Annotated in this window: 17 protein-coding genes; 7 read left to right on the top strand and 10 right to left on the bottom strand. The window is 64.8% G+C overall.

The annotated features are described in order from the left end of the window. Positions 1-20 precede the first annotated feature (20 nt). A complete protein-coding gene (locus tag QNO03_RS00485; protein ID WP_289601296.1) occupies positions 21-692 on the bottom strand; it encodes an alpha/beta hydrolase family protein in 672 nt (223 codons plus the stop codon). Between the two features lie 276 nt (positions 693-968). Between QNO03_RS00485 and QNO03_RS00490 the strand changes: the two genes are divergently transcribed. Beyond that, the gene (locus tag QNO03_RS00490; RefSeq protein WP_229947607.1) at positions 969-1,145 is read left to right on the top strand and encodes a hypothetical protein; all 177 of its coding nucleotides are present in this window, start codon (positions 969-971) and stop codon (positions 1,143-1,145) included. Positions 1,146-1,263: 118 nt separating this feature from the next. Then, a complete protein-coding gene (locus QNO03_RS00495; protein ID WP_289601297.1) occupies positions 1,264-1,917 on the top strand; it encodes a hypothetical protein in 654 nt (217 codons plus the stop codon). A gap of 25 nt (positions 1,918-1,942) precedes the next feature. Here QNO03_RS00495 and QNO03_RS00500 read toward each other — a convergent pair whose 3' ends face one another. After that, positions 1,943-2,959: a zinc-dependent alcohol dehydrogenase gene (locus QNO03_RS00500; protein WP_289601298.1), complete on the bottom strand. Its 1,017-nt coding sequence runs from the start codon at positions 2,957-2,959 to the stop codon at positions 1,943-1,945. Positions 2,960-3,319: 360 nt separating this feature from the next. Between QNO03_RS00500 and QNO03_RS00505 the strand changes: the two genes are divergently transcribed. After that, positions 3,320-3,931 (top strand): hypothetical protein, encoded by a 612-nt coding sequence (locus QNO03_RS00505; RefSeq protein ID WP_289601300.1) that lies wholly within the window; start codon positions 3,320-3,322, stop codon positions 3,929-3,931. Between the two features lie 353 nt (positions 3,932-4,284). On the opposite strand, the gene glnA is transcribed toward QNO03_RS00505, so the two are convergent. Further along, a complete protein-coding gene (glnA, locus tag QNO03_RS00510; protein WP_229947613.1) occupies positions 4,285-5,709 on the bottom strand; it encodes a type I glutamate--ammonia ligase in 1,425 nt (474 codons plus the stop codon). 246 nt (positions 5,710-5,955) lie between these two features. Here glnA and QNO03_RS00515 point away from each other — a divergent pair, with 246 nt between their 5' ends. After that, positions 5,956-6,396: an RDD family protein gene (locus QNO03_RS00515; protein ID WP_229947615.1), complete on the top strand. Its 441-nt coding sequence runs from the start codon at positions 5,956-5,958 to the stop codon at positions 6,394-6,396. A gap of 38 nt (positions 6,397-6,434) precedes the next feature. Further along, complete coding sequence (locus QNO03_RS00520; protein WP_289601302.1) at positions 6,435-7,457, top strand: Rossmann-fold NAD(P)-binding domain-containing protein; 1,023 nt, start codon at positions 6,435-6,437, stop codon at positions 7,455-7,457. Positions 7,458-7,576: 119 nt separating this feature from the next. On the opposite strand, the gene QNO03_RS00525 is transcribed toward QNO03_RS00520, so the two are convergent. From QNO03_RS00525 to lipB, 3 genes are all read right to left on the bottom strand, one after another. After that, a complete protein-coding gene (locus QNO03_RS00525; RefSeq protein ID WP_229947618.1) occupies positions 7,577-8,329 on the bottom strand; it encodes a DUF4191 domain-containing protein in 753 nt (250 codons plus the stop codon). 111 nt (positions 8,330-8,440) lie between these two features. After that, entirely contained in the window at positions 8,441-9,445 is a 1,005-nt protein-coding gene (gene lipA, locus QNO03_RS00530; protein ID WP_289601303.1) for a lipoyl synthase, read from the bottom strand. Further along, on the bottom strand, positions 9,442-10,170 hold the full coding sequence (lipB, locus tag QNO03_RS00535) for a lipoyl(octanoyl) transferase LipB (protein ID WP_289601304.1): 729 nt from the start codon (positions 10,168-10,170) through the stop codon (positions 9,442-9,444). The genes lipA and lipB overlap by 4 nt, the downstream gene beginning before the upstream one ends. A gap of 143 nt (positions 10,171-10,313) precedes the next feature. On the opposite strand from lipB, the gene QNO03_RS00540 reads away from it, so the two are divergent. Both QNO03_RS00540 and QNO03_RS00545 read left to right on the top strand, forming a co-directional pair. After that, positions 10,314-12,032 (top strand): serine/threonine-protein kinase, encoded by a 1,719-nt coding sequence (locus QNO03_RS00540; RefSeq protein ID WP_289601306.1) that lies wholly within the window; start codon positions 10,314-10,316, stop codon positions 12,030-12,032. A gap of 48 nt (positions 12,033-12,080) precedes the next feature. Continuing rightward, entirely contained in the window at positions 12,081-15,656 is a 3,576-nt protein-coding gene (locus tag QNO03_RS00545) for a S41 family peptidase (protein WP_289601307.1), read from the top strand. An 81-nt stretch (positions 15,657-15,737) separates the two neighbouring features. On the opposite strand, the gene QNO03_RS00550 is transcribed toward QNO03_RS00545, so the two are convergent. From QNO03_RS00550 to lpdA, 4 genes are all read right to left on the bottom strand, one after another. Continuing rightward, positions 15,738-16,166 (bottom strand): OsmC family protein, encoded by a 429-nt coding sequence (locus tag QNO03_RS00550; protein ID WP_289601308.1) that lies wholly within the window; start codon positions 16,164-16,166, stop codon positions 15,738-15,740. A gap of 81 nt (positions 16,167-16,247) precedes the next feature. Next, positions 16,248-16,595: a hypothetical protein gene (locus tag QNO03_RS00555; RefSeq protein WP_229947630.1), complete on the bottom strand. Its 348-nt coding sequence runs from the start codon at positions 16,593-16,595 to the stop codon at positions 16,248-16,250. 181 nt (positions 16,596-16,776) lie between these two features. Next, positions 16,777-18,564, bottom strand: a complete 1,788-nt coding sequence (gene sucB / locus QNO03_RS00560) for a 2-oxoglutarate dehydrogenase, E2 component, dihydrolipoamide succinyltransferase (RefSeq protein WP_289601310.1) — start codon at positions 18,562-18,564, stop codon at positions 16,777-16,779. Between the two features lie 122 nt (positions 18,565-18,686). Beyond that, a complete protein-coding gene (lpdA, locus tag QNO03_RS00565; RefSeq protein ID WP_229947634.1) occupies positions 18,687-20,069 on the bottom strand; it encodes a dihydrolipoyl dehydrogenase in 1,383 nt (460 codons plus the stop codon). Between the last annotated feature and the right edge of the window lie 77 nt (positions 20,070-20,146).

The raw sequence follows: 20,146 nt of genomic DNA on the forward strand, positions 1-20,146 counted from the left end.
GTCGTCGGGCAATGCCCCGCTCACGGCTTCGCGCTGCTTCGGATAAAGTCCAGCACCGGTTCAGCGAGCCCGGCGCCGATGGCATCGGGCGTACGCTTCTGTCCGCGGACCTCAAACGAATGGTTGCCGCCCTCAATCCGCTGGACGTGCGCGTTGGGGCCAATCCGCTCAGCTACCGGTTCCAGTTCGCCGGGCAACGCAAAAGTGTCACGCGTGCCCTGCAGGAACAGCATCGGCAGGGTGAGGCCGTACAAGTGCTCGTCGCGCAGCTTCTCCGGCTTACCCGGCGGATGCAGCGGGTAGCCCAGGTAGACCAGCCCGGCCGCCGGCATGCCCTCCGCCACCGCCATGGACGCCATCCGGCCACCGAAGGACTTCCCGCACGCCCACACCGGGCCGCCGTCGTTACGCGCCTCCACGGCCGCCATGACGGCCTTCCACGCTGCAACAGCCGCGGGTGCCCGATCCGGAAACTTCTTCCCCGCCTCCCGGTAGGGGAAGTTGAAGCGCAGCGTGGCCGCTCCGCCGTCGTTCAGCGCGCCGGTGAACCCGGTGAGGAAAGGGTGCTCCATTCCGGCCCCGGCACCGTGGGTGACGACGATGGTCACGTCGGGGTCGGAAGGACGGGACAGTACGGCGGATACGGTCCCCTCGCCGACCGGGATGGCAAGGTGCGTGTGTTCAATTGGCATGTGTTCAAACGTACGCCAGATCGGACCCGCACCCCTTGAGCCTAGAAGGTAATACCACTAGACTGGATAGCGGACAGGATCTGAAGGCCCCATAAGCGCAGCCAGTACTCGCAACGAGTACGTGCACCAAGCGCAGCCTCTCCTGAAATCCGCGGTCCGCCTTGGGCGACGAACCGCAACACCACCACTCCGGCACAGAAGCCACCGCATTGCGGCACATCCATTTGTTGTGCCCGGAGTGCTACCCCATGCCTCTCGAAGGGAGCATCAAGCTATATGTTGAAGCACGTCGCTGTAACGCGTACCAGGACCACCACTTCACGATTCACCGCACAGATCACGGCTATTGCCGCCGGATGCGCGCTCGTTGCCGGGGGAGTATCGGCAGCCGAGATCGCCATGCTGAACGCAGAACCGGCCGCGAGCCAGGTCACTGCCGAAGCAACCGCCTAACGCAGAAGAAGTCTCCGCCGTCGTTCCCACCCGGGAATGGCGGCGTTTTCCGTTTCCGGGCCCGGACCGGTGCTCTCCTAGAATAGGTAGACACCACTTCCACATCCGCAGGAGCACCGTGCCCAGAGGTAAACACCATCCACCGCGTCCCAAGCCGGCCAACAGCGAGGGCATGCTCATCGCCAATGACCTGAAGAAGGAACGGGGCTGGACCGACGGGCAGATCAAGACCTTCCTGCCCGAACCGGACAAGACCGCCCGGAACCCGTTTTCCCGCAAAGCCGCCCCGATGAAGCTCTACGCACTGGAACGCGTTGAAGCCATCGAAGCCACCCCGGAGTACCAAAAGGCTAGGGAAGCCTCCCGTAACCGGCAGCTGGCGGCCCGTGAACGCGCACTGGTGAAGAAGAAGGCGGCAGTCGCAGTGGCCGAGTCGCTGGAACTGCGGATCGTTCCTGAGCCGTGGGAGTCGATGCAGCGCAAGGCCATCGAGCATTTCAACGGCCGTCTTCGCGGTAAGCAGTCCCCGGCCAGCCTGTCGACGGCGCCGTCACGGCTGAACCGGCTGACCGTCAACTACCTGCGGCACCAACAGACGTCCTATGAAGAAGAGCTCAAGGAATTCAAGGGCGTGGTGGGAGTCGGTGAAGCCTACCTGGTGGTCCGCAACCGCATTCTGGACCTGATCGCGGACACCTACCCGCAGCTGAAAGCCGAATGCGACCGGCAGAAGTTCGACGCCCCGGAGCTTCCCGACGGCGTGACGCTGTAGCCGCCGGGAAGTCCGGGCTGCGGCGCTAGTCGAAGGTCACGACCACCTTGTCAGCAGCACCCGGGGTCTGTGCCAGGGTGAGGGCGTCCAGTGCCTTATCGAAGGGCAGCGTGTCGCTGATGATCAGCGCGTACTTCTGCCAGTTTTCGATGATGTCGTCGGTCACGTCGAAGATCTCCGTCGGATAACCCATGGCAAACACGATCGTGAGCTCAGTGGTCAGGATCGTGCCGAAGTCGAGCTCCACCGGCTTCTTGTGAACCGCCACGACGCCGAGCACCGCTCCCTGTTTGGCGACGTCGGCAACGGTAGCGGGGATGACCGGCGCGCCGGCAGCATCCAGGAAAATGTCGGTACCTGACCGGACGCCGCGGACCATCATCGTTGCACCGTCGCCGTGCAGTTCCACGAGCCGGGAGGCCAGGTCCTCTTCGGCTGAGTTGATGACGGCATCCGCGCCGATCTGCAGTGCCTTCTGAAGCCGGGACGCGATGACGTCGACGACGACGATGTGGGCCACTCCGCGGCGGCGGTAGCCGAGGAGGGCACCGAGGCCGATCGGACCCGCGCCAAAGATCACCACTTTGTCGCCGGGCTTGGGATTGGTGCGGTTCACCGCGTGGAGGGCCACCGCCATCGGTTCGTTCAGGGCAGCCACTTCCCACGGAATGTCCTTGGGAATGACCTTGAGCTGACGGCCAAGGGCTGCATCGTGAACTACTACGTACTCCGAGAGCCCGCCCTGCGCACCGCCGCTGCCGAGCAGTCCGTCAGTGAAAGCCATCGTATCGATCACCACGTGGTCACCTACCGCGATGCCGTCCACCTCGGAGCCGACTTCCGCCACCTCGGCCGCCGGTTCATGGCCCAGCGGGGTTGCGCCCTGGCGGGGCGGGATGCCGCCGATGTGGCTGTAGAAAGCATCGGACCCGCAGATCCCGCAGGCCTTCATCTTCAGCAGGACGTCGCCCGGCCCCACGGCGGGCTGTTCAACCTCAACCCATTCGTTGGTGTCCGGGCCGGTGACGTGGACAGCTTTCATAGCAGTGTTCTCCTTAGCGATGACGTGGATCTCCCTGCGCCCGATGCTACGCGAACGGACGGAATGAAAAACCGCCCCCGGTGAGGGGCGCGAGGCGGTTCTTCGGCTGCTATCGGCCGCTGCTCGGACCTCCCGCTTCACCCGGACGTACGGCTCACGGCTGTACGAGGCGTACGTGACCTGCGCGGGGTGACTGTGCCAGCCGGGGCGGCCGTGCCTGGGTATGCCGTGTTGCGGTCAGGACTTCAACTGCATTTATCCCGGAGCGATGTCACCCCGGCGGTGACAAAAAGCCCGGCATACCAAAGGGTTCGATCTCCGCTAGGCTGTTATTCGCTCATCAGGACAATTGGGGGAAACTTGAAGAACAGACTTTTACTGGCTGCCGTGCCGTTGCTCTTGCTTACCGGGTGTGGGGGTGAGCCAGCACCGGCGGCCAGCGATCCGAACGTGCCGCCGGCAACCTCAGACGGGAGCGATTCCACGGATTCCGGATCGGATGGAATGGAACGATCAGACCGTGGGGCCCTCATCGTGGAAGTTGGAGAACCAACCGGATACAGCGTGGATGGCACTCAGATTGTCGACTTGGTAGTCACGTCGATCGAGGTCGACGCTGCTTGTACCGAAGAGGGCGCGTTGCCGCCGGAGAACGGGCATTTCGTTGTTGTGAATATGGAGGTGGCGACAGCACCTGAACTCATCAATGATAAGAACCCCTATTTCATGCCAAACATGTTCACCGCAATAGCGGAAAACGGCACGCTTATGAACGGGTCTCCTTTGTCGAACGCTACATACGCGTGTCTCGCGCCCAACATGATGATCCCGGGAAACATGGGCCCAGGCCAAAGAGCGGTTGGCTCCGTCGTGTTGGACGTCGCAACTCCTACCGGAGTTCTCATGCTTGACGATTTTGCCGACAATGAAAATTGGGAGTGGGAATACCCTTCTGCCGTCGTAGGTAGCTGACGACGAAAACCGCCCCCACCCGATGAAGGGTGAGGGCGGTCTGCTTTACGCTGATCCCAAAGGGTAGCTAGGGTAACGTCGCCTGAGCTTTCAATTTACTTCGAAGCAATGTGTACGGCGTGACTGGAGCGATTTTCGCAACCCACGCCTTACCCCGCTGTCGTTCTAAGTTGGGGCGGAGTCAGTTCCCTGTCCGCTGGATAGCGGTGCCTGCGGCATGCCTCAGCCAAAACGACATTGGACACCGGCAGCAGGAAGGGCCCCGTCAAAACCGCTGACGGGGCCCTTCCTGTTCTACCGGGACTTACTGCGGACCGGACGCCGGGTAACCGACGCCGGGCCGCAGAAGCGGGTTATACGCCGTAGTAGAGCTCGTATTCGTACGGGTTCGGGCGCATCGCGAGCGGCAGGATTTCGAATTCGCGCTTGTAGGAGATCCAGCTGTCGATCATGTCCTGGGTGAACACACCGCCGGCCTGCAGGAACTCATTGTCGTTCTCCAGGGCAACCAGTGCCTCTTCGAGCGACGCCGGAGCCTTCTGGATGTGCTGGGCCTCTTCGGGCGGCAGCTCGTAGAGGTCCTTGTCGATCGGATCCGCCGGCTCGATGCGGTTCTTGATGCCGTCCAGGCCCGCCATCAGCTGTGCGGAGAACGCCAGGTACGGGTTGGAGGAGGGATCCGGAGCACGGAACTCCAGGCGCTTGGCCTTCGGGTTGGAACCCGTGATCGGGATTCGGATGGCGGCCGAGCGGTTGCCCTGCGAGTAGACCATGTTCACGGGAGCTTCGAAGCCCTTGACCAGGCGGCGGTAGGAGTTGACCGTCGGGTTGGTGAAGGCGAGGACCGCGGAGGCGTGCTTGAGCAGGCCGCCGATGTACCAGCGGGCCAGGTCCGAGAGACCGGCGTAGCCCTTCTCGTCATAGAACAGCGGTTCGCCACCGTTCCACAGGGACTGGTGGCAGTGCATGCCCGAACCGTTGTCACCGAAGATGGGCTTCGGCATGAAGGTAGCGGACTTGCCCCAGGAATCGGCAACGTTCTTGACGATGTACTTGAACTTCTGCAGATCGTCGGCCGCGTGCGTCAGGGTGGTGAACTTGTAGTTGATCTCGGCCTGACCGGCACCGCCCACTTCGTGGTGCGCGCGTTCGACTTCGAGGCCGACGTTGTCCAGCTCCACGCTGATCGCGTCGCGCAGGTCAGCCTGCTTGTCCACGGGGGCCACGGGGAAGTAGCCGCCCTTGTACGGGGTCTTGTTGCCCAGGTTGCCGCCCTCTTCCTCGCGGCCGCTGTTCCACGGAGCCTCGATGGAATCGACCTTGTAGAAGCTGCCCCGGGGGGAGGACTCGTACTGGACGTTGTCGAAGATGTAGAACTCGGCTTCCGAACCAAAGAAGGCCGTGTCGGCAATCCCGGTGGAGGCGAGGTAGGCCTCGGCGCGCTCGGCAACACCGCGGGGATCGCGGTGGTACGGCTCGCCGGTACGCGGGTTCACGATCGAGAAGTTCAGCGCAAGGGTCTTCTCCATGCGGAAGGGATCGATAAACGCCGTCGTCACATCCGGGATGAGCTGCATGTCGGACTCTGCAATGCCCTGGAAGCCGCGGATGGATGAGCCGTCGAACAGCTGACCGTTGACGAAGAAATCGGCATCTACGGTTTTGGCCGGCACGTTGAAGTGCTGCTGCACTCCGGGAACGTCGGTGAATCGGATGTCGACGAACTTCACTTGCTCGTCAGCGATGAACCTGAGGACTTCGTCCGCGTTCTTGAACATCGTTTATGTGCTCCTATACAACTGTTTGGATGGAAGACCTCGGGCTGCAAGACCTGGCTGGCGCCGGGCCTTTGACCGTCCGGCGCGTCCCCTTGACCCTAAAGGGATCCGGTTTCCCGGCGGTGACACGTGTGTTTCCGGTACGTTACGCAGTCGATGGTCTCCCTTCCACCCTATCCGCAACAGGTGGGGGCAGTGATAATAAGGGGTTCATTTGTGCCCCAGCCACCCGGGTAGTCTTTAACCGTGGTCGATAGAAGCGATATAGGTTCCTGGCTGGAAGGCCCTCCCTCCGATGAGAGTACGTGGCCGGGTAAACACCTCGGCAGGCCGCGTACCGGTCCCGGATCCATCGCGCGTGTGGGCCCGCGCCTGGGCGCCCTGCTCATTGACTGGGCCATTGCTTCCCTCATTGCCTACTGGCTTTTCGGCGGTGACGACTTCGCTATCCTGGCAATTTTCGCCGTCGAACAGATCCTGCTGATCAGCCTGCTCGGCTACAGCATCGGACACCGGATCTTCAGCCTCCAGGTGCAGAAAATGGACGGCCGCGCCGCCGGGATTCCCGCAGCGGTTGTCCGCACGCTGCTGCTGTGCCTGGTGATTCCCGCAGTGGTGTTCGACGCCGACCAGCGCGGCCTGCACGACCGGGCACTGGGCACCGTACTGGTGAAGGTAAAACACTAGGCTTTCCAACCCGCCCCTGAATCTGGCAGATTCCAGGTATGAAACTCCTGATATTGGGCGGAACCGCCTGGCTCGGCCACCAGACCGCTGCCGCTGCCGTGTCTGCCGGCCACGAAGTAACCTGCGCTGCCCGTGGAACGTCGGGGAAGCCGCCGGCCGGGGCCGCCTTCCTTCAGATAGACCGCGACGCCGACGACGGGCTCGCATCGGCCGCTGACCGGCACTGGGATGCGGTCATCGACGTTTCCCGCCAGCCCGGACAGGTCCGCCGTGCCGTCCGCGGCCTGAGGGGTGCTGCGGACTTCTATGTCTTTGTCTCCACCGGAAACGTGTATGCCAGCCAACGGGAATGGGGCCAGGACGAAGACGCCGCACTGCTGGCACCCCTCACGGACGACGTCATGGGCAGCATGGAAAACTACGGCCCGGCCAAGGTTGCGTGTGAGCAGGCTGTCACTGAAGGCTTTGGCTCCGGTTCCCGCGCGATAGTCCGGTCCGGCCTCATCGGCGGGCCGGGCGACACCTCCGGACGCAGCGGATACTGGCCGCTGCGGTTCGCACGGGGAGGGCGAGTCCTCGTACCCGACGTGCCGCGCCAGCCTACGCAGCTCATTGATGTCCGCGACCTGGCGCAGTGGCTCGTGCAGGTGGCAGAGGAACGGACCGCCGGCGTGTTCAACGCCGTGGGGGATACGGTGCCGTTCGCGGAGCATCTTGAGGCGGCGGCGGCGGTGGCGGGACCACCCGGCGTGGCGGCTGTTGCCGTCCCGGCTCCGGCACGTTGGCTCCGCGAACAGGATGTGAACGAGTGGTCCGGCCCCCGCTCGCTGGCGCTGTGGCTGGAGGATCCGGACTGGCACGGCATGAACGCCCGGTCCAATGCCCGGGCGCGCCAGGCTGGACTGCAGCTGCGGCCGCTGCGGCAGACGCTCGCCGATACCCTCGCCTGGGAGGAAGCTGCCGGCGTCGCACGTCCCCGTGGAGCAGGACTCACGCAGGCCGAAGAGAGCGAACTGCTGGCCTTGCTGGACGCGGTGGGCGCGGGCCTGTCCGGTAAGTAGCAGGACAGGCCGAAGAGAGCGAGCTGCTGGCCCTGCTGGACGCGGTGGGCGCGTCCCCGTTCGAAAGGTAGCAGGGCAAAACAAAAGGGCCCCTCGAAAGGGGCCCTTGTTAGTGGCGGCTAGCGTCCGCGGGTGGCCTTGCGGTCCGGGCGGGCGCGGTACGGGTCGATGCCCTTGGGGATCGGCAACCGGGTGCCCAGGGCGGAGAGCCGCTTGTTGACGGTGGCGACTTCCTGCTTGGTCAGTTCCTTCGGCAGCTTCTTGGCCGTGGTGGCGACCTTGGACAGCGGCACCTGGCCTTCGCCGCGGCCGGTCTGGATGACCGTGACCGGAACCTTGGGCACAATGCGGCTCATCTTCCGGCGTTCGCTGTCGGCCAGCGCCTTGGCACGGGCGGGGGAGCCCTCGGTGACCAGGACAATGCCGGGACGTCCGATGGCCCGGAAGACGGCTTCCTGGGTGCGCGGGTTCACTGCCACAGGCTGTTCTTCGAGGATCCAGCCGCGGCGCAGGACGCTGAGGGCTGCGCCGGAAGCACCCGGCTGGCCTTCGATCTGCGAGAACGCGGCGCGTTCGGCGCGGCGGGACAGGATGAACACGGCGGCAAGCAGGCCGAGGGGGATGGCGATGATGAGCATCGTGATCCAGTTGTCGATCAGGAAGCCGATCAGCAGGCCCACGGCGATAATGCCGAGGAACGCGCCGATCATCAGCCAGACGACACTCGGATCGTTCCGCCGGGTCATCTTGAAGACCTCGGCGATCTGCTTCATGCGCCCTTGCTTCTTGGGCTTCTTTTCCCCCTTCGGCTTGCGGGAAAAGACGCCTTTGCGGGCGCTCTGGGATGCGTCTGAATCAGTGCTTTTGGCCATAATGAGTTCATTCTACGTGATGCGGGCGTGGGGTCAGGAAGGTTGCACTGTCAGGCAGGAAGCGGGGCACGCAGTGGTGTCCATGCCGTATCCGGGGACGCAGGACCGCAGTCACCGGCGGGCCAGAATGGACGAAGCTTCCTGGTACGTGGACCCGGAATCCTCGATGTGCGCCAGCTGCGGAGGCAGCTCCAGACCCTTGCGGCGCATGGCGCCGGCCCACAGCCGCCCGGCACGGTAGGAGGACCGCACCAGCGGTCCGCTCATCACACCCAGGAAGCCCAGTTCCTCCGCTTCCGTACTGATTTCGACGAATTCCTGCGGCTTGACCCAGCGGTCCACGGGCAGGTGGCGTTCGCTGGGCCGCAGGTACTGGGTGATGGTGATGAGGTCACAGCCGGAGTCGCGCAGATCCTTCAGCGCTCCGGAGATTTCCGCACGGGTTTCACCCATGCCAAGGATCAGGTTGGATTTGGTGACCATGCCCATGTTCTGCCCCTGCGTGATGACGTCCAGGGAGCGTTCATACCGGAAGGCGGGGCGGATCCGCTTGAACAGGCGGGGCACGGTCTCCACATTGTGGGCGAAGACCTCGGGCCGGGCTTCACAAATGTCGATGATGTGCTCCACTTTCCCGGAAAAGTCGGGAATCAGGATTTCGACGCCGGTGCCGGGGTTGAGTTCGTGGATCTTGCGGATGGTTTCGGCATAGAGCCACACGCCTTCGTCTTCGAGGTCATCCCGGGCCACTCCGGTGACCGTGGCATAGCGAAGGTTCATCTGCTGCACCGAGCGGGCCACCTTGGTGGGTTCCATCAGGTCCAGCGGCGAGGGCTTGCCGGTGTCGATCTGGCAGAAGTCGCAGCGCCGGGTGCATTCGGACCCGCCGATCAGGAAGGTGGCTTCGCGGTCCTCCCAGCATTCGAAAATGTTGGGGCAGCCCGCTTCTTCGCAGACAGTGTGCAGGCCTTCCTTCTTCACCTGCTTCTTCAGCTCAACATACTCAGGGCCCATATTGACTTTGGCCTTGATCCATTCGGGCTTGCGTTCCACCGGTACGGCAGCGTTGCGCTGTTCGATGCGCAGCAGGCGCCGTCCTTCAGGGGCGAGGGTCACAGCAGGGCTCCTTTCGGCCGGCTGGCGGCAGGGATGGCGCCGGCGCCGGAGGGGGTCTTCGGTGGGATGGTGCCGGTCATGTCCGACTCACGGGCGGCGAGTGCGGCTTCCACCTGCCCGACGACGTCGGCCGGGGACACTGCCTCGCCCGTCTCCGCGCTGATCGAGGTGGTTCCGGCGTCGGTGATGCCGCAGGCGACGATCTGGCTGTAGGGTGCGGGATCGTTACTGCAGTTCAGGGAGAATCCGTGCATCGTGACTCCCTGATGGACCCGGATCCCCACCGCAGCGATTTTGCGGTCCGGCACTCCGAACGGTTTCCCGTCGCCGCGGACCCAGACACCGGAGCGCCCCTCGACCCGGACGCCGGCAATCCCGTAGCCCTGCAGCACGCTGATCACTGCGGCTTCCAGGACGGCGACATATGCCTTGATCGATGATGGATCGGCGAGCTTCACGATCGGATAGCCGACCAGCTGACCCGGCCCGTGCCAGGTCAGCTTCCCACCCCGGTCTACGTTGATCACCGGTGTGCCGTCGAAAGGCCGTTCGTGCGGCTCGGTGCGGCGCCCCGCCGTGTAGACGGAAGTGTGCTCAAGCAGCAGCACTGTGTTAGGCGTCCTGCCCTCAAGTACCTGCCGGTGCAGCTGCTGCTGGAGATCCCAGCCTGCTGAATAATCCACGTAGTGCGGAGCCAGGCCTACGCGGGTGAACTCCAAAGCCATGGGGCTAGCCTAGACCCCCACTGGCGTGATGTGGACCACACTCGACGGCCAGCCCGGCAGGAGTGTTTCCGGCACTCCCCATAGGTCCACTACCTTGTGGAAAACCGCCGAGGAGCTCCGGCGGAGGTTAAGACTTTGCTCCCATGGACACAACACCGGACCCTGCCCGCTCCAGCGAAGCTTCCGAAACGCCTGCAGATGCCGGCGGCGTCCCTGCGCCTCCTGCCCCGGAGGTGCTCGGCTACCGGGTGGTCCGGCTGCTGGGAGTGGGCGGAAGCGGCGCCGTCTGGCTGGTCCGGGACGACGACGGCGCATCGTTCGCGCTGAAGGTCCCAGCAGCAGGGCAGGGGAACTCGATGAATGCCTTTGAAGCCAGGCGGGAGGTGAACATCCATGCCCGACTGGAGCATCCGCACCTGTTGAAGCTGCACGGCGTCGTTGAAACCGATCAAGGTGCTGGCCTCCTCACTGGGTACGCACCCGGAGGTAGTGCAGCAGGGCTGGTGGCGGCACGGGGGCCGGTCCTGCCCGGTGAAGCGGTCACGGTGCTCGTGGGGATCGCCGCTGCGTTGGATTACCTCCACGCCCGGGGCACGGCACATGGGGACGTGTCTCCCGGAAACATCCTCTTTGCGTCCGAGGGCAGGCCGCTGTTGGCCGACTTTGGCTCAGGGCGGCTACTGGGTGAGTCCGGTGCGTCGCGGCAGGGGACCCCGGGTTTCCATGCGCCCGAGAGCGACGACGGAACGGGCAGCGGACTGGGAACGGCGGGCGACGTGTATGCCTTGGCCGCCGTGGGCTGGTTCCTGCTGACTGGACGGGTTCCCCCACCCAGCCGTGACCGGCCGCCGCTTTCGATCCTGGTTCCCGGGGTAGGCAGGGACTTGCCGGCCCTGCTGGAGGCGGGATTGGCGGAGGACCCCGGCCAGCGGCCTACTGCTGATGAATTTGCAGCCGCCGCCTACCGTTGTGCCCCCGCACTGCCGGTGGACCTCGTAGCTGCTGTCCATCCGGACGTTCGTCCTCAGCTGCTGACCCGCCGGACTGGCTCCGCTGGTTCCGGCACCGGACGGCGGAGGAGGTGGTGGCACAGGCCTACGGCGGTAGGGCGTGGCGTTACGGGACGGGCCGGCATCAGACGGCAGGCGATGGGAGGCCAGGCAATTGGACGTCAGGCAAGTGGACGTCAGGCTGTGAGCCGGCAGCAGGAGGCTCCACCGGCCGGGCGGCGACGGCGGGACCGGAACGTCTCCGGCAGCCGTGTCTTGCCTGTTGCCGCGACAGGAGTGGTTGCACTGGTACTGATACTTGCCGGGATAGCGCTCGCAGCCCCGGACCTCCTTCGATTCGGCGGTGCTGCTGTATCAAGCCCTGCAGGATCCAGCCCTGCAACATCCGGTTCTGCTTCACCCGGCCCCGTTTCAGCTGGAACAGCTGCGTCCACAAAAACCGTCGAAACGCTCAGGGAGGAAACCAAGGCAGAGGACGCGGCACAGGCGCTGCCGGCGCTCGCCGAGCTTCGGAGCAGGGCGTTCAGAACGGCAGACCCGGCGCTCCTGAATCATGTTGATGCTCCAGGGTCCGAAGCCCTACTGGCCGACCGGGAACAGATCGGGAAGTTGTCGGCGGCCGGCCATACCCTCGACGGACTGGTCATGGAAGTGTCAGTGCTTGATCAGGCAGCTCCGGACGGGACAGCAGACGCGGAACTCCGGGTCCACACTAAGGTTGCCCCCTACCGGCAGGTGGACAGGGCCGGTGCGGTGCTGCAGCAGATGCCGGCGCAGGAGCAGGAAGTGCTGTTGGTGCTGGTGAGAGTTGAGGGAACGTGGCGGATCAGCAGCGTTGTGGCCCCCTCGTGAGGCACGTTGCTACGCAGACAAGTCGGTGGCGAAAGATAGGATCAATCCATGAGTCCAACTTCGTACCTTCGTTACCCCGATCTGCACGGGAACCTCGTCACCTTCGTCGCTGAAGACGATGTCTGGATGGCGCCCGTCACGGGCGGCCGTGCCTGGCGGGTTTCCGCCATGCAGCTGCCCGCACGCAGCCCGAAGTTCTCCCCGGACGGCAGCCGCCTTGCCTGGCAGGTGGTCCAGGGTGGTGCACCTGAAATCGTCACGGCCGACGTCGACGGCGGAGACTTCCGGCAGCTGACCTTCTGGGGCAGCCAGAGCACGCGTATGAAGGGATTCAACTCCGCCGGACAGGTCATTGCCACCTGCTCGGTGGAGCAGGAGGACAACCGGCTGCGCTGGGCCTTCGCAGTCCCGCTGGATGGTTCGGCACCGGTGAAGCTCCCGTACGGCCCGGTGGAGACCATCGCCGAAGGCCCCTCCGTCGGTGATGAACGCCCGATGGTCATTGGCAGCATGCTGACCCGGGAGCAGGCGTGGTGGAAGCGCTACCGCGGCGGCACCGCCGGGAAGCTCTGGATCGACGCGGACGGCAACGGAGAATTTATCCGCCTCGTTCCCGAACTGGACGGGAACCTGTCGGATCCCATGTGGATTGACGGCCGGGTCGTTTTCCTTTCGGATCACGAAGGCTACGGCAACCTCTACTCGGTCACGCCCCAGGGCGAAGACCTCCGCCGGCATACGGACTTCGAAGGGTTCTACGTCCGGCACGCGTCCTCTGACGGCCAGCGGATCGTGTTCGAATCGGCGGGACGCATCTGGCTCCTGCCTTCGCTGGATGCCGAAGCCCAGCCGCTGGACATCGCTCTGGCATCGGCCGGAACTGCGCGTCGCCCCCGTGCGCTGAACGTCGCAAAACACCTGCAGGCAGCCGTTCCGGACGCCCGGGGAACCGCGAGCATCGTGGAAAGCCACGGTACTTTGCACTGGCTGACCCACCGCGATGGACCGTCCCGTGTGATCGAAGCCGATTCGGCCGTGCGCAGCCGCCTCGGCCGGCCCCTGGATGGGTCGCGTGCGGTATTCGTGGCGGACCACCACGGCGAGGAAGCTATCTACATCAAGGACGTCTTCGCTGACGTTGTCCTGGTGTCCGGTAGCCCGGCTGCCACTCCCGCCGAGGGAATCTCCGTGGCCGGAACGCCCGCCATGGACGCAGGCAACAACGGGCTGGTTCTGCCCAGCCCGGTGTCGGCCTCCGGTGTTGCTGTTCCGGCCAGCGAGGAGAACGGATCCGGGGATTCGTCCCAGCGCGGAAGCAGCGCTCCGGTGGATGCCGAAGCCCAGGAAACCTCCGCCGGCAACGGCCTGGTCCGGATTGGGTTCGACCGGCCCACCCGTGTCAGCGAGATGGTCCCCAGCCCGGATGGACAGCGTGTAGGTGTGTCCACCGAATACGGTGAAGTGTTTGTCCTCGAGGTGGCAACGGCCGAGCTGTTCCCCGTCGCTTCGTCGGAGTTTGGAGCCGTCGACCAGATGGCCTTCTCGCCGGACTCCCAGTGGCTGGCATGGGCGGAACCCTCCAGCGCCGAAGGACGGTCACGGATCCGGCTGCGGTCCGTGCGGGACACGGAGGCACCGGTGGTCGACGTAACCGACGGCCGGTTCAATGACCACGACCCGTCCTTCACCACCGACGGCCGGTATCTTGCCTTCCTCTCCGAGCGCAGCTTCGATCCGGTATACGACACCCACCGGTTCGACCTGAGCTTCCCGTCCTCCACCAAGCCTTTCCTAGTGGCGCTGGCCGCCGGGACACCCTCGCCGTTCGGCCCCTCGGTATCCGGAACCTTCGTGGCTGCAGCCGCGTCCGAAGATACGGCTAAGCCGGAAACCGACACGGACGACGCTGCAGGCGCGGCACCGGAGGTACGCGTTGACGCCGACCGGATCGGTGACCGCCTGATCGCCGTCCCCGTTCCCCAGGGCCGCTACACGAAGCTTCGGAGCGCCGAGGGAGCCCTGCTGTGGCAGGCATCGGACATCTACGGTGTCACCGGCGACGGCCGGGCCTCGGCCGCCGACCGGGATCCGGCAGCACGGCTTGAGCGCTTTGACCTGGAGAAGAAGGATGTCTCCGTCCTGGTTCCGGCGCTGGACGATTTCGAAGTCAGCGGCGACGGCACCAAGGTGGTGCTGCGCCACCAGGGCAGCGTCCGGATGGTTCCGGCGGCTGCACGGGTGGAGGAGGACTCCGCCGACAGCGTACGGGTGGAGCTGGAGCGCATCCGCGTCCGGATCGATCCGGTCAAGGTGTGGGGCCAGGCCTTTGACGAAGCCTGGCGCCTGCAGCGTGACTTCTTCTGGGCACCGGACATGGGCGGACTGGACTGGGAAGGTGTCCACACCCGGTACCGGCCTCTGGTGGAAAACCTGGGCAGCCATGACGACCTGGTGGACCTGCTCTGGGAAATGCACGGAGAGCTCGGCACGTCCCATGCCTACGTAAATCCCGTTCCCGTCACCGAACCGGGATCGGGCGGGCAGGGTTTCCTCGGCGCCGACCTGCGTCCCGGCGCCGGCGGCTGGGAAGTCGTCCGGATTCTGGGAGCCGAGTCCTCCGATCCCGAGGCCACGTCTCCGCTGAGCGCTCCGGGTGCCGATGTGCACGTGGGTGACATCATCGCCGCGGTGGACGGGCAGCAGGTTCCGGCCAACGAGGGACCTGCTGTCCTGCTTGCCGGCGCCGCCGGCCGGACCGTGGAACTGACGATGGTGTCCACTGCCGACGACGGCGCACCGGAGCAGCGGCGGATCGCCGTCGTTCCGCTGCGCAGCGAGGAACGCCTGCGGTACCAGAACTGGGTCAGTGCCAACCGCCGGATCGTGCGGGAAGCCTCCAACGGGGAGTTCGGGTATCTGCATATTCCCGACATGATGGCCAACGGCTGGTCCCAGTTGCACCGGGACCTGGACCAGGAGGCGTCCCTGCGGGCCCTGGTGGTTGACGTGCGGCGGAACCGTGGGGGACACACCTCCCAGCTCGTCGCGGAGCTGATTGGCCGGAAGGTCACTGCGTGGAGCACCCCGCGCGGCGGCACGCCCACCCCGTACCCGGCACACGCTCCCCGTGGTCCTGTGGTGATCCTGACGGATGAGTTTGCCGGGTCCGACGGCGACATTGTCACGCAGGTGTCGAAGCTGCGCGGCATCGGGCCGGTAGTGGGCACCCGCACCTGGGGCGGCGTCGTCGGAATCGACGGACGCTTCACCCTCGTGGATGGAACTGCAGTGAACCAGCCGCGGTACGCCTACTGGTTCACGGGCGGCGCAGGCTGGGGCGTGGAGAACCGGGGAGTGGAACCGGACATTGAGGTGGCTTTCCCGCCTCACGCGTATGTGGCCGGAGATGACCCGCAGCTGGAGCACGGTGTAGGCATCCTGCGGGAAATGCAGTCCGAGCTGCCCACTGACGAGCCGCCGGCGCTCGAGGGATACCGCAGCCTCCAGCCCGCTCCTCTGCCGCACCGGCCCCAGGACCGGCAGGAAGACGGGGATCCGTCGCTGCCTACACCCGTCAGCGCGGGGGCCGGGCCGGACGGAGCAAACCGGGACAACCGGCACTAGGGGAGAAGCAGTACCAGCACGCAGAAACGGCCCGATCAGCGGATCGGGCCGTTTCTGTGTGTGGCGGGGTTGAACGTGGACCTATGACTCCAGTGTGGCGTCCATGGTGATGTCGATGCCGGTGAGGGCCTGTGACACGGGGCAGCCGGTCTTAGCCGACTCGGCAATCTCGTCAAACTGCTCTGCCGTCAGTCCCGGTACGACGGCGGTGACCTTGAGGTGGCTGCCGGTGATGCCCGTGCCCGGAACGAAGGTCACATCGGCGGACGTCTCGATCCGCTCGGCAGTCTTGCCGGCCTCGGCCAGGGCGTTGCTGAAGGCCATGGAGAAGCAGGCCGAGTGGGCTGCGGCGATCAGTTCCTCGGGGCTGGTCTTGCCGTTGGCTTCTTCGGCGCGGGCCTTCCACGTGACGTCGTAGGTGCCGAGTCCGGAGGAGTCGAGGGTGACATCTCCCTTGCCGTTGAAGAGGTCGCCATTCCAGACGGTATGGGCTGAACGGACTGTAGCCATGGGGGTCTCCTTAAGCAGTGATGGGACGGGGCCGGCACCAAGCCGGCGCACCATCCCATCCTATTTCCGCTGTTGTGCGGACTACCACATAGTGGCTACGGCAATGTTGACGACCGCGAGGATGCCCACACCATTGGCCAGTCCGGAGGAAACCGGCTCGTCCTTCTTGTAGCGGCGCTGTCCAATGAAGGCCAGTACGGCAATTACCAGGGTGATCAGCAGCTTGATGCCCACCTTCAGGTGGTTGACGTCGCCGTCGCCCATCTCGTTGACCGCCACCAACGCCAGGCCGGTGACCAGCTGCAGCAGCGCTGCGTGGAACTGGCCGGGCAGCACTGTCGGGTTCTTAATGCGGGCAAACCAGATGCCGACAATGATGGCTGCGCCGAGGATGTGCAGGAAGACAAGGAAGTTGTGAAGGAAGTCCATAGCGCTAGTTTACCGACTGGAAGTCGGCAACTCGGGGGAAGGGCCACCGGAGGGGGTAACTTTTCTACAACATGTAGAGAAAGTTCCGGAGGGTCCGCCATTCCGGAGGATCAGCCCGGGAAACGGCACAGGGCGCCCTCCCGGTAACGGGAGAGCGCCCTGTGTTGGGCAGATCCGGAAACTAGAGTCCCAGTTCAGCCTCGAAGTTGCCTTCTTCCAGGCGTGCCTTCAGCGTCTGCAGGAAGCGGCCTGCATCGGCGCCGTCCACCAGGCGGTGGTCGTACGTCAGGGAGAGGTACATCATCGAACGGATGGCGATGTTGTCATTGCCCTCGGCATCGGTGACAACCATGGGACGCTTGACGATCGCGCCCGTGCCCAGGATGCCGACCTGCGGCTGGTTGATGATCGGCGTATCGAAGAGCGCGCCGACGCTGCCGATGTTCGTGATGGTGAACGTACCGCCGGAGAGCTCGTCGGGGCCGATCTTGTTGTTGCGGGTCCGGCTGCCGACGTCGGCGATCTTCTTGGCGAGACCGGTGATGTTGAGGTCACCGGCGTCGTTGATGACCGGAACCAGCAGGCCCTTCTCGGTATCCACGGCAATGGCGAGGTGCTCGGAGTCGTGGTACGTGATCTCCTGCGTCTCGTTGTCGTAGGAGGCGTTGAGGACCGGGTGCTGCTTCAGGCCCTCGACAACTGCCTTGGCGATGAACGGCAGGAAGGTCAGCTTCGCGCCGTTCTGCTGCTGGAAGCTGCCCTTGGCCTTCTGGCGCAGGGCCGCGATGCGGGTCATGTCGACCTCGTGGACCTGAGTCAGCTGTGCCGACTCCTCCAGGGACTCGCGCATGCGGCGCGCGATGGTCTGGCGGATGCGGGGTGCCTTGACCGTGGTGCCGCGCAGCTTGGCGCTGGCTTCGCTGATCTTTGCCGGTGCTGCCTTCTCGGAGGCTGCGGCTGCGGGAGCGGATGCTGCCGGCTGCTGCGAGGCGGCCTTCTTGGCCTCGGCGGCTTCGAGCACATCCTGCTTGCGGATGCGGCCGGCAACGCCGGAACCCTTGATGCTGGAGAGGTCAACACCGTGCTCGTTGGCGAGCTTGCGCACCAACGGAGTGACGTAGGTGCCGCCGTCGTTGGAACCGCTGGATGCTTCCTGCTTGGGAGCTTCCTGCTTCGGAGCCTCGGCCTTGGGGGCTTCCTGCTTGGGAGCCTCCTCCTTCGGGGCTTCAGCCTTGGGGGCTTCCTGCTTTTCCGGCTCAACGGCCGGAGCTTCGCGCTCGTCCTTCGAGGCGGCCGCTACGGGCTCGGCACTCTTCGGCTCTGCCTTGGCGGGTGCCGAAGCACCGGAACCGATAACAGCCAGCACGGAGCCAACCTCGGCGGTGTCATCTTCGTTGACCCGGATTTCCAGCAGCTTGCCGGCCACGGGGGAGGGGATCTCGGTGTCGACCTTGTCGGTGGACACCTCCAGCAGCGGCTCGTCCATTTCGACGTCGTCGCCCACTGCCTTGAGCCAGCGGGTGACGGTACCTTCGGTGACGGACTCGCCCAGGGCGGGGAGGGTCACTTCGGTGCCTTCACCGGAGCCGGATTCAGCAGCGGGAGCTTCTTCGGCGGCCGGAGCCTCTTCAGCAGCCGGGGCGGCCGGAGCCTCTTCAGCCGGAGCTTCCTCTGCGGGAGCTTCCTGGTTGGCGGCACTGCCGCCGTCGTCCTGCTGTTCGCCGGACCCGGAACCGTCGCCGATGCGCACGAGTGCTGCACCGACCTCGGCGGTTTCGTCTTCGGCCACGAGGATTTCCTCGATCACGCCGGCCACGGGGGAGGGGATCTCGGTGTCGACCTTGTCGGTGGATACCTCGAGCAGGGGCTCGTCGACCTCGACGCGGTCGCCCACGTTCTTCAGCCAGCGGGTAACGGTGCCTTCGGTGACGCTTTCACCAAGGGCTGGTAAGTTCACGGTTTCAGACATATTGTCCCCGTTTCTCCTTGTTAGATCTTTTGTGACCAGCCGTGCCGCTGGTGCTGGTGATGATTTCCCGCGGCCGCTTCCGGTTAATCCGGAGGCGGCCGCGGGGAGTGAATCTTGAGCTATTAACCGTGAAGGGGCTTGCCGGCCAGGGCCATCGCAGCCTCGCCCAACGCCTCGTTCTGGGTCGGGTGCGCGTGGATCAAGCTGGCAATATCCTCAGGGTACGCCTCCCAGTTGACGATCAGCTGGGCTTCGCCGATCTGCTCGCCGATGCGGCCGCCGATCATGTGGACGCCCACGATGGGGCCGTCCTTCTCGCGCACCATCTTGATGAGGCCGGAGGAACCGAGGATGGAGGTCTTGCCGTTGCCGGCCAGGTTGTATTCCTGGACCTCGACGTTCTCGGCACCCAGCTTGTCCTTCGCCTTGGCTTCGGTCAGGCCGACCGAGGCGATTTCCGGCTCGCAGTAGGTGACCTTGGGAATGTTGACGTCGTCGACGACCACCGGCTTCAGGCCGGCGATTTCCTCGGCAACGAAGATGCCCTGCTGGAAGCCGCGGTGGGCCAGCTGCAGGCCGGGGACGATGTCGCCCACGGCGTAGATGTTGCCGACGCCGGTGTGCAGGCGGTCGTTGGTGATAACGAAGCCGCGGTCCATGGTGAGGCCGGCTTCTTCGTAGCCCAGGTTGGCGGTGACGGGGCCGCGGCCCACGGCCACGAGCAGCAGGTCGGCTTCGAAGGTCTTGCCGTCGGCCAGCGTGACGACGACGCCGTCGTCGTTCTGCTGGACGTTGTCGAAGAAGATGCCGGTGCTGAACTTGATGCCGCGCTTCTTGTAGGCGCGTTCCAGCTGCTTAATGATCGCTGCGTCTTCGTTGGGGACCAGGGAGGGCAGGCCCTCAACAATGGTGACGTCCACACCGAAGGAGTTCCAGACCGAAGCGAATTCGACGCCGATGACGCCGCCGCCGAGGATGACCGCGCTCTTGGGTACGGTGTCCATCTGCAGGGCCTGGTCCGAGGTGATGACCTTGCCGCCGATTTCCAGTCCCGGCAGTGAACGGGAGTAGGAGCCGGTGGCCAGGATGATGTTCTTGCCGGTGTAGGTCTCGCCGTTGACCTCAATGGTCTTTTCGCTGGTGAGCTTGCCTTCGCCCTCGATGACGGTGATGCCCTTGGACTTGATCAGGCCCTGGAGGCCGCGGAACTTGCCCGCAATGATGTTGTCCTTGTAGGCGTTCACTGCGGTCATGTCGATGGAGTCGAAGGTGGCGTTGATGCCGTACTTCGAGGCCGTCTTGGCGTTCTCCGCGATTTCGGCGGAGTGCAGCAGCGCCTTGGTGGGGATGCAGCCGTTGTGGAGGCAGGTGCCGCCCAGCTTTCCCTTTTCAATGAGACCTACGGAGAATCCCAGCTCCACGGAGCGCAGTGCCGCGGCGTAGCCGCCGCTGCCTCCGCCGAGGATCAGGATGTCGAACTCTTGCGCAGCTGCCTTATCGGCCACTTGGACGCTCCCTCGCGTATTCGTTGACGCGCCCTTGCGCGCCGATGAGTTATTGGGCGTTTGTGATCAGTCCTCAC

Source organism: Arthrobacter sp. zg-Y877 (assembly GCF_030373105.1).
Taxonomy (GTDB): Bacteria; Actinomycetota; Actinomycetes; order Actinomycetales; family Micrococcaceae; genus Arthrobacter_B.